12 protein-coding genes and 2 pseudogenes are annotated in these 14,906 nt (G+C 66.6%); 10 read left to right on the forward strand and 4 right to left on the reverse strand.

Going from position 1 to position 14,906, the window contains the following annotated elements; all coding sequences use genetic code 11:
• Positions 1–192: 192 nt before the first annotated feature.
• Positions 193–279 (forward strand): annotated as a pseudogene (locus tag M3I56_RS35305) (TetR/AcrR family transcriptional regulator); the annotation flags it as partial.
• Positions 280–391: 112 nt separating this feature from the next.
• Here the strand turns inward: M3I56_RS35305 and M3I56_RS35310 are convergent.
• Both M3I56_RS35310 and M3I56_RS35315 read right to left on the reverse strand, forming a co-directional pair.
• Positions 392–1,678 carry a cation:proton antiporter gene (locus M3I56_RS35310; protein ID WP_254357931.1) on the reverse strand — a complete coding sequence of 429 codons (1,287 nt, stop codon included), beginning with the start codon at positions 1,676–1,678 and terminating at the stop codon, positions 392–394.
• 177 nt (positions 1,679–1,855) lie between these two features.
• On the reverse strand, positions 1,856–2,683 hold the full coding sequence (locus tag M3I56_RS35315; RefSeq protein WP_254357932.1) for a DUF72 domain-containing protein: 828 nt from the start codon (positions 2,681–2,683) through the stop codon (positions 1,856–1,858).
• A gap of 184 nt (positions 2,684–2,867) precedes the next feature.
• Between M3I56_RS35315 and M3I56_RS35320 the strand changes: the two genes are divergently transcribed.
• On the forward strand, positions 2,868–3,272 hold the full coding sequence (locus tag M3I56_RS35320; RefSeq protein ID WP_254357933.1) for a transposase: 405 nt from the start codon (positions 2,868–2,870) through the stop codon (positions 3,270–3,272).
• Between the two features lie 42 nt (positions 3,273–3,314).
• Here M3I56_RS35320 and M3I56_RS35325 read toward each other — a convergent pair whose 3' ends face one another.
• Positions 3,315–4,988: a bifunctional aminoglycoside phosphotransferase/ATP-binding protein gene (locus M3I56_RS35325; protein ID WP_254357934.1), complete on the reverse strand. Its 1,674-nt coding sequence runs from the start codon at positions 4,986–4,988 to the stop codon at positions 3,315–3,317.
• 205 nt (positions 4,989–5,193) lie between these two features.
• On the opposite strand from M3I56_RS35325, the gene M3I56_RS35330 reads away from it, so the two are divergent.
• Positions 5,194–6,171, forward strand: a complete 978-nt coding sequence (locus tag M3I56_RS35330) for an acetyltransferase (RefSeq protein WP_254357935.1) — start codon at positions 5,194–5,196, stop codon at positions 6,169–6,171.
• A gap of 16 nt (positions 6,172–6,187) precedes the next feature.
• Here M3I56_RS35330 and M3I56_RS35335 read toward each other — a convergent pair whose 3' ends face one another.
• Positions 6,188–8,623, reverse strand: coding sequence for a phosphoketolase (locus tag M3I56_RS35335; RefSeq protein WP_254357936.1), 2,436 nt, complete (start codon positions 8,621–8,623; stop codon positions 6,188–6,190).
• A 330-nt stretch (positions 8,624–8,953) separates the two neighbouring features.
• On the opposite strand from M3I56_RS35335, the pseudogene M3I56_RS35340 reads away from it, so the two are divergent.
• The 7 genes and pseudogenes from M3I56_RS35340 to M3I56_RS35370 all read left to right on the forward strand — a co-directional run.
• Positions 8,954–9,937: pseudogene (locus M3I56_RS35340) on the forward strand (zinc-dependent alcohol dehydrogenase family protein); the annotation flags it as partial.
• Positions 9,938–10,094: 157 nt separating this feature from the next.
• The gene (locus M3I56_RS35345; protein ID WP_028203584.1) at positions 10,095–10,556 is read left to right on the forward strand and encodes a universal stress protein; all 462 of its coding nucleotides are present in this window, start codon (positions 10,095–10,097) and stop codon (positions 10,554–10,556) included.
• Between the two features lie 389 nt (positions 10,557–10,945).
• Entirely contained in the window at positions 10,946–11,497 is a 552-nt protein-coding gene (locus tag M3I56_RS35350; RefSeq protein ID WP_254357937.1) for a hypothetical protein, read from the forward strand.
• Positions 11,487–12,233, forward strand: coding sequence for a beta-ketoacyl-ACP reductase (locus tag M3I56_RS35355; protein WP_028203586.1), 747 nt, complete (start codon positions 11,487–11,489; stop codon positions 12,231–12,233). The genes M3I56_RS35350 and M3I56_RS35355 overlap by 11 nt, the downstream gene beginning before the upstream one ends.
• 251 nt (positions 12,234–12,484) lie before the next feature.
• Positions 12,485–12,916 (forward strand): Hsp20/alpha crystallin family protein, encoded by a 432-nt coding sequence (locus tag M3I56_RS35360; RefSeq protein ID WP_254357938.1) that lies wholly within the window; start codon positions 12,485–12,487, stop codon positions 12,914–12,916.
• Between the two features lie 237 nt (positions 12,917–13,153).
• Complete coding sequence (locus M3I56_RS35365) at positions 13,154–13,366, forward strand: hypothetical protein (protein ID WP_254357939.1); 213 nt, start codon at positions 13,154–13,156, stop codon at positions 13,364–13,366.
• A 417-nt stretch (positions 13,367–13,783) separates the two neighbouring features.
• Entirely contained in the window at positions 13,784–14,773 is a 990-nt protein-coding gene (locus tag M3I56_RS35370; RefSeq protein ID WP_254357940.1) for a hypothetical protein, read from the forward strand.
• The last annotated feature ends 133 nt before the right edge of the window (positions 14,774–14,906 follow it).

The raw sequence follows: 14,906 nt of genomic DNA on the forward strand, positions 1-14,906 counted from the left end.
AGGTCAGCGGCGTGTGACCGGCGTAACGCAACGGGTGGATATGTAAGGATTGCACGTTGCGTTACGCGCGCCGCTTCAATGCAACACTTCAAGGCGATTTCAGGCGGGCGTGCCGAGGGCGGATAAAATACGAGCCATTGCTCACATTCGATGCCTGCCGCGCATTGCCCGCCATGACCCAGACGCCCCGCGCCACTAGACGCGCGCAAGCGGCCCGTACAGCGCCGTTCCGCCGCCACGGTTGACGCGATACTCGAAGCCGCTGCCCGCATCCTCGAAAGCGCCGCTCGACGCGCGTGCCGCGATCGGCTATTTGTGGTGCACCGAGCGCAGCGAGTAACGTCCGCAGCCTGGCCTGCCTGCGTCCACGATCGGGGCGAAACGCCGCTCGTTAGCCGGAAGTGTGTGGCGCGATGCCGAGCCATCGCGCCACACGCCCTAACGTGAGGCCGTTGCAGAGCAGATTCAGCAGCACGAAGGCAGCGGCCATCGCGGCCGCGAACGCGCGGGTGTCGGGCGAGAGCGCGTCGTTGCGCGCGACGCAGATCGCGAGCGTGAGCGTGACGGGCCCGCGCACGCCGCCCCATGCGATCAGCCATTGATGTGCGCGCGGCAGCGGCTTGCAGATGCCAAAGCGGCTCAGCAGCGGCACGAAGATCGTGAGGATGCCGAAGCGGCTCAGGGTGGCGGCCAGCAGCGCGAGCCCGAGCGGGAGGGCGTCGCGCAGATGCAGCTTGTGCACCAGACCGGGCACGCGCGCCGACGCGAGCAGAAAGACAGCGGCGGAGGCGATGCCAGCCTGGTACGCCCATAGCTGGCGAAACAGCCCCTGGCTCGCGGCGGCCCGGCGTGTTCGCATGAGCTGGCTGGCCGCGAGACCCGCGCACACCACTGCGGCCACACCAGACACGTGAAGCCCGTGTTCCGCGGCCGGATAGAGCAGCGTGGGCAGCGCGAGCGAGAGCGCGTACTCGGAAAAAGGCAGGCTGCGCAGCGCGCTCGACGTCGCGACGAAAAGTGCTCCCGCGAGCGCCCCGAACGCACAGCCGCCGACGAGCGATACGAGGAACGCGGCGAGTGGGTAGCTGTGCGTGTGCCCGGCGGGCGGCGTGAGCACCAGCGCGCTGGTGAGGAGCGTGGAGATGCTGATGGCGGCGGCGTCGTTGAGCAGGCTTTCGCCCTCGACCAGCCGGATCAGGCGTTCGGGCGCGCCGCTGTTGCGAAAGAGCGCGATCACGGTGGAAGGATCCGTCGTGCTGACGATAGCGCCGAGCAGCAGGCACACGATCAGGCTCTCGCCGCTGCTGATCCACGTGGCGAGGCCGACGCCTGCCGCCGCGGCCACCACCGCGCCGATCGCGAGTAACAGGATAGGCGCGAGATCGGCGAGAAGACCGCGCGTATCGACCTGCAACGCCGCTTCGAAGAGGATGGGCGGCAGGAAGATCCAGAGATAGGCCTCGGGCGGAAGCGAAGGCGTGAGCAAGGGTACGACGCTCGAAGCGGTGAAGCCGGGCGCGAGGTTGAGCAAGGCGAGGTAGCCGGCGCCGAGCAGCACGCCGGCGCTGGTCAGACCGAACGAATCGGAGAGGCGAAATCGCTGCGCAGCGGCATGGCAGAGCGCGATGAGGAGTAGCAGGACACCGGTGCGGATGGTGAATTCGATTGCGGTTTGCAAAGGCAGGACACTCCGTGGTGCGGTTGGGCGGCGGGAGCGGCAGTGCCCGCAACGCATCGATTCAGTATCTCGCTGCGTTGCAAGTTTGCATGTTGACCGATATCAACTCGCTGCTGACCAAGTCATTACGGCGGCGTTACGGTCTTTTACGTGTCGGATGAGACTCGCCGTGCGCGGCTACCTCGCGCCGAGGCGCTCGATCAGTGCCATGGCTGCCGCCGGGTTGCGTTCCTTGAAGCCGCTGATGACGTAGAGATACACGTCCCGGCCGGCCTTCGCGGCGAGCGGCTTCGCGTAGGTGGCGAGGTCGTCGGGTGTTTCGCCGCGCGCCCAGGCGAGCGCGCGCGACGCCCAAAGGTCGAGGTCGGCGGGAGCATAGCCCTGCGGGTGATCCTGCGCGGTTCCCATGATGCGGGCATAGACGAACGGCGCGCTCGTATCGCCGATCAGCGGGTAGCTGGAATCGCCGCTGATGACGATCGCCGCCTTGTGCTTGCGCGCGAGCGCGACGAATTCCGGCGTGCAAAAGCTCTCGTCGCGCACTTCGAGCGCGTGGCGCAGCGGGCGGCCTTCGGCCTCGCCCGGCAGCAGTTCGAGAAATCGTGCGTAGTCCTCGGGATCGAAGCGCTTGCCCGGCGTGATCTGCCAGTTGATCGGCCCGAGCTTGTCGCGCAGGTTCAGCACGCCGCCGCCCAGGAAGCGCTCGATCGTGGCCCCGGCTTCGGCCAGCACACGGCGATTCATCGCAAAGCGCGGGGCCTTCAGCGAGAACACGAAGTCTTCGGGGGTTTCGTCGTGCCAGCGCGTGAAGCTTTCCGGGCGCTGCGCGCCGTAATACGTGCTGTTGATTTCCAGCGTCGAGAGATGACGGCTCGCGTATTCCAGTTCGCGGCGCTGCGCCAGGCCGTCTGGATAGAACGCGCCGCGCCACGGCGCATAGATCCAGCCGCCCACGCCGACGCGAATCCGGCCGTGCCGGGCTTTTGAAGGGGATGAAGGCGCCATTGGAAATCCGTCATCGAAGCCGGGATGGGGCAGTGTAGCGCAGCCATGGCCACGGCCTCCGGTTAGTGTGCCGACCCGGAACCGGCGAGTTCATCTCGATTTTTAGGCATAGTCCGATATTTTCTTGTCCGCTGTGAGGCTACCTTAGTCCTGTTGTGTCAGATAACTTCACAGGGACCATCAGATGTCTTCCCGCATATCTCCGGAACTTACCGATGTGCAGTGGCGCAGCATCGCGCCCATGTTTCACGAAATCCGCGTTGACGGTCGTCGTCGCGGGCGCCCGGCGCACAATCCTCGTCACGTTTTCGCGGGCATCCTTTGGGTACTGGCCACCGGCTCGGTCTGGTCGAAGCTGCCCGAGCAGTATCCTGATTTCCGCACCTGCCATCGCCGCTTCAAGCTGTGGTTCGACGCCGGTCTCGTGCATCACGCCATGGAGCGTCTGCACGGCGAGGAAGGCCTCGCCCTGTGCGCGGCCATGGCCGCACGCATGCAGCCGTGGCGCGCGCCGGCTGGCCGCAAGCCGCGCTTTCCGGTGGCGTCCTCGCTGCGCTGGCCGCTCGCGCGGCCTTTCGTGGAACGCTGAGCCAGCAGGGCTGCGGCGGCGGATTATGAGTCCGCCGCCGCTTCAAATCTCCCCACTCTCCGCACGCATGCGCGCGAACAGCGGCGTCCACCATGACTCGCGCGAGAATGCCCCGATTTCCACGTCGGTGTCGAGATCAACCGTGCGCTGCCGCTCCCGCGCATCGAGTGGATCCGCTTGCGCGACCTGCGCGGCGAGCACGTCGGCGCCGGCGTCGGAAGCGTCGCGCGGCCCGCGCGCGCGGGCGTTCACACGCTCGGCGAGCCGCGCTTGCGGCGCGTAGAAGTTCAGGATCAGCATTGGCCGGTTCAGCTCACGCGCGAGCGCTGCGAAGCGCGCGCGATGCGTCGCCTTGAGAAACGTCGCATCGACTAGCGCCGTGTAGCCCGCGTTTAGCACGTCGCGCACATGGGCGACGTGGCGTTCGTAATGCGCGTCGAGCGCGGCTTGCGTGTACGCGCTTGCCGGCAGCGCGTCGAGCGAGGGCGGCGCGAAGGGTTCGAGCCGCTTGCGTTCGAGATCGCTCGACACACGGATCGCCCCGCTCAATTCGGCGAGCGCGCGGCTCGCCACCGACTTTCCCGACCCCGAAAAGCCGTGGCAGAGCAGAAGCCAGGGCGCGGGCTCGCGCATGGCGCGCGCTTCGCCGGCCGCGAGCGCCAGGTAGCGCGAGGCGGCGCCTGCGCTCGCTTGCGCGTCGGGCCGCGCGGACGATCCCGCCTTGAGCATTGCGACCAATGCCCGCACCAGCGCGCGATAAACGATATAAAGCCGCAGTGCAGCGAGCCCCGCGAAATCGCCCGTCGCTTCGAGGTAGCGATTGAGCAGACGGTGGGCATAGGCCGCGTGGCCGTGCGCGCGCAGATCCATCAGCAGGAACGCAAGATCGCAGGTCACGTCGATCCAGCGCAGTTCGTCGCTGAACTCGATGCAATCGAACATCAGCGCGTGCCGCCCGTACCGCACGATGTTGTCGAGATGCAGGTCGCCGTGGCAGGCCCGCACGAATCCGTTCGCGCGGCGTGCGTCGAGGTGCCGAGCGAGGCGTGCGAGTTCGCTTTCGCAAGTCGCGCGCAACGCGGCGCTTCCCACCGCGTGCGCCGTGCGCGGATCCGCTTCGAGGGGCGCGAGCGCCGCGAGCACCTGTTCGCGCAGCAGTGCTGCCGAGCCGAGTCGCGTCGCCGCCGCCATCGGCCCGTGTCCGGCCCGGCACGCATGCCGATGGCTCGCGGCGAGGCTGGTTGCGGCCGCATCGATATCGGCCGTGCTCAGTTCGCCGTGCCCGATCAGGTTCGAAAACAGCAGACGCTGGTCGAAGCGGCGCATACGCACCGCATAGTCGACGACTTTTACATTGCCGCGAACGCCGCGCCTGGGCCTGAGCCTGCAACGCCGACCGTCAAAAAATAGCTCGCCTGTGTCGCGATAAATCGGTCCCGCGAATGGCGCATTCAGACGAATCTCAGCTTCGCAGCAGCGGAGTCGGACATCGAGCCGCACAAAATTGACGAAGCCGAAATCGACGGGCTTCATGATCTTGTACGCGTACCGCCCGCAGAGATACACCACGGATATATGCGTTTCGATGCGCACGATGCGCCCGGCCGGGTGCGCATACGTGGAGGCGCGCGAGAGCGCGGCGTCCACGAGGCGACTGTGGCGGCGCGCTATGCGCTGACGGTTGAGGACGTGGTGTGAGATCGGCGTGTCGGACATCGGCGTGGCTATCGTGGGAGTAGAGGGCTACGGGGCGCTGCGCGTCGGAACCAGCATACCTCGAGCCAGCGCGGGAAGGCCGTCGCGCGGCATGTCAATGCCTTGATCGAAACAGCCTGCATGGGCATCGCCGGATTGGACGTTTTGTGCAATCCGACGAGGCTGCGCGATACTGTGATGCTCAACCCAACGGAATCTCGGAGACATGGCGCATTTCGACGTATTCAACGGCGACGCAGACGGCATCTGCGCGCTGCATCAGCTGCGGCTCGCAAGGCCGCGCGAGGCGACGCTCATCACGGGCGCGAAGCGCGACATCGCACTCGTCGAGCGCGTGCCCGCCCAGCCGGGCGATTCGCTCACGGTGCTTGACATTTCGTTCGAAGTGAATCGCAAGGCGCTCACCGCGCTGCTCGCGAAGGACGTCGCGGTCGAATATTTCGACCATCACCACGCGGGCGACCTGCCTGTGAACCGGAATCTCGTCGCGCACATCGACACGACGGCACAGGTCTGCACGAGCGTGCTCGTCGACCGCCATCTCGCCGGCCGCTACCGGCCGTGGGCGATCGCGGCGGCCTGGGGCGACAACCTGCCCGCCACGGCGCAGGCGCTTGCCCAGCAGGCCGGGCTCGACGCCGCGCAGGCCGAACAGCTGCGCGAGCTGGGCGAGTCGATCAACTACAACGCTTACGGCGACTGCGTCGAAGATCTCATGATCGCGCCGATCGACCTGTACGCGGCGATGAAGCCCTATGCCGCCCCGTTCGATTTCATCGCCGCGGAGCCCATCGTCGGACAGCTCGCCCGCTGCCGTCACGATGATCTCGAACTGGCCCAGGCCATCGCGCCGCTCATCGCGCTCCAGTACGGCAGCGTTTGCGTGTTGCCCGACGAGGCGTGGGCGCGCCGCGTGCGCGGCGTGTTCGCCAACGTGCTCGCGAACGAGGAACCTTCGCGCGCGCACGCGGTGCTGAGCGTGAACGCGGACGGCAACTACGCGGTGAGCGTGCGCGCGCCGCTCACGGAACCGCGCGGCGCGGATGAACTCTGCCGCGCGTTCCCTGGCGGAAACGGCCGGGTAGGCGCGGCGGGCATCGACTGCCTCGAATCGACCCGGCTCGACGCGTTCGTCACCGCGTTCGCACGCGTGTTCGGGCGCGCGAAGCCGGCTTCGGCCTGAGCGGCGCAAGGCGCAACTAAGCCGTTTCGCCTGGGCCGTGCGCGGCGCGCGCCGCCGGCCAGCGCCAGTTGCGGATTTCGGGCATGTCGTCGCCGTACTCGTCCACGTAACGGCGGTGCGCGGCCAGCTTGTCGTGCAGTGTCTGGCGCAGGTGCGCCGCGCGCTGCGCGAGTCCGTCCACGCGGTCGATCACGGCTTCGCACAGATGGTAGCGGTCGAGCCGGTTGAGCACCGTCATGTCGAACGGCGTGGTCGTCGTGCCTTCCTCGATGAAGCCGTGCACGTGAATGTTCGCGTGATTGGCGCGCCGGTACGTGAGCCGGTGGATCAGCGAGGGATAGCTGTGGTGCGCGAAGATGACGGGCTTGTCGGTCGTGAAGAGCGCGTTGAAGTCGGCGTCCGGCAGGCCATGCGGATGGCGGTCGGCGGGTTCGAGCGTCATCAGGTCCACCACGTTCACCACGCGGATCTTCAGGTCGGGCAGGCAGGTGCGCAGCAGGTCGACGGCGGCTAGCGTCTCCATGGTCGGGACGTCGCCGGCACAGGCCATGACCACGTCGGGCTCGCCGCCATCATCGTTGCTCGCCCATTGCCAGATACCGATGCCGTCCGCGCAGTGGCGAATGGCCGCGTCCATGTCGAGCCATTGCGCCTGCGGCTGCTTGCCCGCCACGATGATGTTGATGCGGTTCCAGGTGCGCAGCACGTGGTCGGTCACGGCGAGCAGCGTGTTGGCGTCGGGCGGCAGATAGACGCGCACGGTGTCCGACTTCTTGTTCACCGCATAGTCGATGAAGCCCGGGTCCTGATGGCTGAAGCCGTTATGGTCCTGGCGCCATACGTGCGAGGTGAGCAGATAGTTGAGCGACGGCAGCGGCCGCCGCCACGGAATCTCGCGGATCACCTTCAGCCACTTCGCATGCTGGTTGAACATCGAGTCGATGATGTGGATGAACGCCTCGTAACACGACATGAAGCCGTGGCGGCCCGTGAGCAGATAGCCTTCCAGCCAGCCCTGGCAGGTGTGCTCGGACAGGATTTCCATCACGCGGCCGTTGGTCGCGAGCTGGATGTCGTCGGGCGTGACCTCCGCGAGCCAGGTGCGCGACGTCACGTCGAATACGTCGCTCCAGCGGTTCGAGGCCGTCTCGTCGGGCCCAAAGATGCGGAAGTTGCGCGTGGCGTCGTTCACGCGCATCACTTCGCGCAGGAACGCGCCCATCACGCGCGTGGCTTCGGCGTCCACCTGGCCGGGCGCGGGCACATCCACGGCGTGGTGCTCGAAGGGCGGCACGCGCAGTTCGCGCACGCGGCCGCCGCCGTTCGAACGCGGGTTCGCGCTCATGCGCTTTTCGCCTTGCGGCGCGAGCGCGGCGATGTCGGGCACGAGTCGGCCTTGCGCGTCGAAGAGTTCCTCGGGCTTGTAGCTGCGCATCCAGCTTTCCAGCAACGCGAGGTGCCCCGGCTTCGAAATGTTGGCGAGCGGCACCTGGTGCGAGCGCCACGAGCCTTCGGTCTTCTGGCCATCCACGGTCTTCGGGCCCGTCCAGCCCTTGGGCGTGCGCATGACGATCATCGGCCAGCGCGGGCGCACGTAGCCGGGCGGCAAGTTGCCGTGTTCGTCCGCGAGTTCGCGCGCAGTTTTCTGGATGCGCGCAATGTCGTCGAACGCCGTGTCGAACGCTGTGGCCATCAGGCGATGCGCGACGTCGGGCTCCTCGGCTTCCACGAAGATCGGCTCGTGGCCATAGCCCTTCATGAGCGAGGCGAGTTCGTCGTCGCCTATGCGCGCGAGCACGGTCGGCCCCGCGATCTTGTAGCCGTTCAGATGGAGGATGGGCAGCACCGCGCCGTCGGTGGCGGGATTGAGGAACTTGTTCGAGTGCCAGGCGGTGGCGAGCGGCCCCGTTTCGGCTTCGCCGTCGCCCACCACGCAGGCGACGACCAGATCCGGGTTGTCGAACACCGCGCCGTAGGCGTGCGAGAGCGCGTAGCCGAGTTCGCCGCCTTCGTGGATCGACCCCGGTGTTTGCGGCGCGACGTGGCTCGGAATGCCGCCCGGAAAGCTGAACTGCTTGAAGAGCACGGCCATGCCCTCGACGTCCAGCGGCACGTTCGGCCAGGTTTCGCTGTAGGTGCCTTCGAGCCAGGTGTTCGCGACGACGGCGGGGCCGCCGTGGCCCGGCCCCGCGAGAAACAGCACGTCGAGATCGCGCGCGCTGATGATGCGGTTCAGGTGCGTGTAGAGGAAGTTCAGGCCCGGCGTCGTGCCCCAGTGGCCGAGCAGGCGCGGCTTCACGTGCGCGAGTTGCAGCGGCTCGCGCAACAGTGGATTGGCGAGCAGATAGATCTGGCCGACCGAGAGATAGTTGGCGGCGCGCCACCACGCGTCCATGCGGCGCAGCAGGTCGTCGGAGAGCGGCGGGTAGGCAGGTGTGTCGGTGGCATTCATGCGGGGCTCCGGTTGCGCGGCGGCGGAAGGCGGACCGAGGCGGACTGCGTGCGCGACGCCGCGGCGCGCGTGGCGCGAGCCAGCGGACCGCACGGCGGACGGACTCCGCGCGCGACGCCGGGCGGCGGCCCTCGTGGTCCTGTGGGATTCGTCTTATGGTGCCACGATCGCGCGGCGCGCCACGCGTGGATGCCCTGTGGCGGCGAGTCGCATCGGGCGTGTAGCTGCGCCGCAGCGCGCAATGCACGACAGCGCGCGGCCCGATTGCATAACATGGTTTTATGGTGATCGATGCGGCGCGTCTGCCGCGATCTGGCGAGGAGGATGGCGATGCGGGCAATGCTGTTCGACGGCGAGAATCCGCAGCTGCGCGAAGCCGATCTACCCGACCCGGTGCCGGGCGCGGGCGAACTGCTGATCGATGTGCGCGCGTGCGGCGTGTGCCGCACCGACCTGCACGTCGTGGACGGCGATCTCGCGCACCCGAAAAGGCCCGTCATTCCCGGCCACGAGATCGTCGGCACGGTCGCGGCGTTCGGGGCAGGCGTGACGGGGTTCGCGCCCGGCGACCGCGTGGGCGTGCCGTGGCTCGGGCACACCTGCGGCCATTGCCGTTTCTGCGCCGACGGGCGTGAGAACCTCTGCAACGCGCCCGGCTTCACCGGCTACACGATCGACGGTGGCTATGCGACGCGCACCGTCGCCGACGCCCGCTATTGCTTCCATCTGCCGCGGCAGTACAGCGACGTCGAGGCCGCGCCGCTCCTCTGCGCGGGACTCATCGGCTATCGCTCGCTCGCGATGGCGGGCGATGCACGGCGCATCGGCATCTATGGCTTCGGCGCGGCGGCGCATATCGTCGCGCAGGTCGCTCGCCACCAGGGGCGCACGGTCTACGCGTTCACGCGTCCGGGCGATGCCGCGGCGCAGCAGTTCGCGCGGCGCCTCGGTGCAAGGTGGGCGGGCGGCAGCGACGAGCGCGCGCCCGAGGAGCTCGACGCTGCGCTGCTGTTCGCGCCGGTCGGCGCGCTCGTGCCCGCCGCGCTGCGGGCGCTGACGAAGGGCGGCACGGTCGTGTGCGGCGGCATCCACATGAGCGACATTCCCTCGTTTCCTTACGCCTGGCTGTGGGAAGAGCGGCGCATCGTCTCGGTGGCGAATCTCACGCGCGAGGACGGTGCGACCTTCATGGCGATCGCCGCGCGGCACAAGCTCGAAATCGAGACCACGCCGTACCCGCTCGCGCGCGCGAACGAGGCGCTGGCCGATTTGCGCGAGGGACGGCTTACGGGCGCGGCGGTGTTGACGATGCGCCGAGCTGGTCAGGTTGATCACGAGGCTGACGCAGTAGAGACAACAGGTCGCACTGGCCGGAGCGCGCATCCGTACCCAAATGCGCTACAACGAACTTTATCTAGATAGCGCGCGGCGAGCATGCCGCGCAACATGGGCAAGGCCCGGGAGGTCCATGATGTACAAGCAGATTCTGGTAGCGGTCGATGGCAGCCGCAGCGGCCGGCGCGCGCTCGAGGAGGCCGTGAAGATCGCGAAAGCGACGGGCGGCGCCGTTCAGGCGCTATGTGTCGTGCGGCATCCGGCGCGGCTCGTGGACGTGAGTTCCGGCTTCGCCGAGGAACAGGCGCGCCACTCGGCGGAAAACGACGCAGCAACGGCGGCGCTCGAAGAAGCGAAACTGGTGTTCGCCCAGGCTCAGGTGCCGGGCTCCACGCGCGCAGCGGATGCGAGCGGCGAGGAGATCGCCGCGGTGATCTCGCGCATTGCCGCCGAGGACGGCGCGGACCTCGTCGTGATGGGCACGCGCGGCTTGTCGGGCATGAAGCGCCTGTTGCTCGGCAGCGTGGCCGAATCGTTCCTGCGCATGGCGGACAGGCCGGTGATGCTGGTGCGCGACGAAGAGGCGCCGGCCGCCTGACTGGGGCGCCCGGTTCCACCGGCCGGTTCGCGGCGAGGGCGCGATCGGCCGGGCAGCGTTTCCGCCCTTACAATCCGTCGCGAAATACCCGCATTAGCAAGCCTGGTTTTGACTCGCTGCGCATCAACTATCTCGAAATGAGACGTCGCTCAAGCGACAAATCGCCCATTCGCCGCGCGGGAGCCCGTCTTACTGCCTATGATGTTGGCTTGAGCCGGCTGTCTTGCGAACACACGGCACTCCGAAGCATCCCGTTCCCCATCGTCGCGCGTGAAGCGCTTTCATTTCGCTCGCCGCAGCCCGCGTCCCGTCGCGGTCCACCGCGGTCCCTTTGGCAGTAAGCGCATCCGGCCGCGCCGGGCGAAAGCTACATAAGGAGGAGATTGACCATGGCAACCGCTTCCCATCCCTCATTCGACGCCGCCTCGCTCGGCAACGCGATGGGCGCCTCATTCGACACGTACCGTGCCAACACGTCGGCCGCACTGCGTTTGCTCGCCGGGCAGCAGCAATGGCGCGAGCAGTTGTTGAAGCTGGAGCAGCGCCGGATCGCGCGCGACCGCGAGGCGGTCGAAGGCCTGCTCGAATCGCTGCGCACCGCGCGCGACTGGACCGATTTCGCGGTCGCCACGCAATCGGTCTGGCGCGACTATCTCGGCGCGAGCACCACCCTCTGGCAAGAGGGCGTCGCGGCGGCGATGCAGGGCGCGAGCACGTGGTCCGACAATGCGCGCGACTTCACGCAGCAGTGGCAGGAGGCCTGCGCGGGCGCGCAAGCCAGCGCGTCCAGAGTGCCGGGTGCGCTGCCGATGCGCGAGTGGATGAACGCCTTCGAGCGTGCGATGAGCAGCGCCGCCAATGGCGCCGCGCATCCGGGCAAGCCGGCGGGCGCGGGCCGTGCGCAGGGCGCGAGCGCGGGCGGAGGCCAGCATGGCCACTAAGCGCGTTGCTTTCGTCACGGGCGGCATGGGCGGACTCGGCGAGGCGATCAGCCGGCGCCTGCACGACGCGGGGATGACCGTCGCCGTCTCGTGCTCGGCGGCGAACACGCGCGCCGATGCCTGGCTTGCCGCCGAACGCGCGGCGGGCCGCGACTTCGGTTGCCACCAGATGAACGTCGCCGACTGCGAGGCCTGCGAGCGCGCGGCGCAGCAAGCGCTCGACAATCTCGGCCAGGTGGACGTGCTCATCAACAACGCGGGCATTACGTGCGACCGCAGCTTCGTGAAGATGTCGAAAGGCGACTGGGACTCGGTGCTGCGCACCGATCTCGACGCGCTCTTCAACGTGACGAAGCCGTTCTTGCCCGGCATGATCGCGCGCGGCTTCGGGCGCATTATCAATATCGGCTCGGTCAACGGCTCGCGCGGCGCTTTCGGCCAGACCAACTATTCGGCGGCGAAAGCGGGCATGCATGGCTTTACGAAGGCGCTCGCACTGGAAGTGGCGAAGAAAGGCGTGACGGTGAACACCGTGTCGCCGGGCTATCTCGCCACGCAAATGGTGGAAGCCGTGCCGAAAGACGTGCTGGACACGCGCATCCTCCCGCAGATTCCGGTCGGCCGTCTCGGCCAGCCGAACGAGGTCGCGGCATTGGTGGCGTTCCTCTGCTCGGACGACGCGGCGTTCATCACCGGCGCCGATATCGCGATCAACGGCGGCATGCACATGCAATGACGCGCCGCGCTGCGATGCAAAAATTTCGCGTGCGGCAAAAAAAGGGTCTTGCAAACGCGCGAGGCGCCTTCATGTTGGAACGGTAAGCGGCAGCGACCGCGCCGCGCGAGCGGCGCGCTTCGTTGCAGGCGATTCTCCATCGTTGGCCGCAGATGCGACATGCATCTGCGCCAACTAACGGGGAATTTAGGAATCCGATGCAACATCGTCGTTGCGTCGACACGAAAATCGTTCGGTCCATGGAGGCATCAATGAGCACTATCTCGCGTTACGATCCGTTTTCGATGGAAGGTGTGCCCGATCTGTTTCACGGGCTGTTCCGGCCGTTGCGTGCTACGAGCGGCGTGGAGGTGCAGGCGGCCAGTATCCGGATCGACGTGACGGAAGACGAGGCCGGCTTCACGGTGAAGGCCGAAATGCCCGGCGTCGACCGGAAAGACATCGACGTGAAAATCGATGGCAATCTCGTTTCGATTGCCGCGAAAGTCGAGCGCGGCAGCGAACTGAAGGAAGGCGAGCGCGTCGTGCGTCGTGAGCGTTATGCGGGCAGCGTGAGCCGCGCGTTCACGCTCGCCGCGGAAATCGACGATGAAAAGGCGAGCGCGCAATACAAGGATGGCGTGCTGAAGCTGACGCTACCGAAGCGGGCCGCAAGCGCCAGTAAGCGCCTCGAAATCAACTAAGGCGGAAAAGGCGTTGAGCGGGCGGCGCGCAGACTGCACGATATGCAGTTTGCGCGCCGCTTTCTTGCTTCAGACACCGATGCGTAACACAGCGAAACACGACTGTAGCGAAACTGTACGATTGACTCGCTATGCTGGGGTGACTCAAGCCCACGACCCTTCGGTCGATTGCTTGTCGGGCATGTGACTGGAATCGGCACTTACGCCCCGACTCCGGCCAACAACTGGAGAGACTTGATGCTCAGCCACCACGAACTAGCGACCTTGCTGCTGATCCGTGATGCGGACGCGCCGATTCAGATGCTTGATTCCGATTTCCTGGCGCTTCAGCGCTACCGTCTCGTCGAAATGGACGAGGCGGGCGGCGACCCCACGCTGCGCCTCACCACCCGAGGTCGCGAACTGCTGCGGCGTCTCACACACGACGAGGGTGGCGAGCCCACTATTTGAGCGGCCGCCGCGACCCGGTCTTGCGCAGCAAGGCGTGCCAAGAGCCTTTCATCGAGCGCTACGCCCGTTACATCCGTGTAATACGCCGCGGAACACTCTGCGATACAGTGCTGGCTTTTCATTCCCACCCACGCTGTTTTCACACGCAAGAGCCGAGTCATGAACGCCGTTATCAAGCCCGCTGTCAGCCTGTTCGCCCTGATTTCCTGCGGCGCACTTTTTGTGCGGCGTTTCTTTTGTTATCGAGTAATTAGGATGGCGAAATAAATATCAGAAGTTTGTGCTGCGTCATCTCTTAATCAATTGAAAGAGTGGGTTCACACAATAAATGTCGCGGCGCGGTATGCTCCGCGTTCCGTTGCATACATTTTCCTTGCAGCGAGTCACGTCATCCCAACCGCAAGGCCAACGCACGCAATGAAAAACATCACGTCGCTAGCCGCAGCCGGTATTGTCGGCAGCGCGCTCGCCATGGCTTCGGGGTCGGTTTGCGCGCAGGAATTCACGCTCTACACAGGGCCGCTCAAAAGCGGCGCCGACCGTACCTATTCGTGGCAAATGGATTACACGGAGGGTTTCGGCCAGTATTTTGCCGGCAGCATTGCGTGGTTGAACGAAGGCCATATTCCGGATCATCACCGTGACGGCCAGGCCATCCAGGCGTGGGCGCGTTTGCCGCTCGCGCAGCGCCGCTTCGTGTTCGCGCTGGGTGTCGGGCCGTATCGCTATTTCGATACCGAGGCCGCGTCACAGGGCCAGGGCTGGTCCGATACACACGGCTGGGGCGTGCTCTATAGTGCGCGCGCCACGTGGTACTCCACGCATCGCTGGACGGCGAACCTGCAGCTCAACCGCGTGCAGGTGTCGCGCGGCCCATCGACGACATCGCTCATGCTGGGCGTGGGCTATCAGCTCGACGCGCCCGACACGCCAGGCCCGCGCGATTTCGCGTTGCCGCGCACGCAGAAAGTGACGAACAACGAGATCACGCTGATGGCGGGCGAGACGATCCTCAACAGCCTCGAATCGCAGACTTCGGCGGCCGAGGCGATCGAGTACCGGCGCGGCATCAATTCCTTTCTCGACGCTACGGTGGGATATCTGCACGAGGGCAATGGCAATTCGGCGCGGCGCGATGGCGCGACCGCGCAGCTCTGGCTCACGCGCGCGTTCTTCGACGAGCGCCTCACGCTCGGGTTCGGCGCGGGCCTCTACGCGGCAATCCACCACGGCGAGCATCCCGACGAGCGTGATACCGGCGACGGGATTCTCTCGGGGCTGATCTCCGTCTCGGCTTCCTATCGCTTGACGCAGCACTGGGCTGCGCGCGTCACGTGGAACCGCGTGGTCACGCGCTATAGCCGCGATACGGACGTGATCCTCGGTGGTATCGGCTACCGGTTCTGAGCGATGGTGACGTAGCAAGCGCGGACATACCGTGGTTTGGCATGACTTGCCCGCGCGCGAGTCGCGACGTTAACTACCCTGAGGCGGACGACCACCGCCGCCGCCAGGCCCACCGCCACCGCCGCCACCAGAC

Origin of the sequence: Paraburkholderia sp. CNPSo 3281 (assembly GCF_024206515.1) — a bacterium.
Classification (GTDB): domain Bacteria; phylum Pseudomonadota; class Gammaproteobacteria; order Burkholderiales; family Burkholderiaceae; genus Paraburkholderia; species Paraburkholderia nodosa.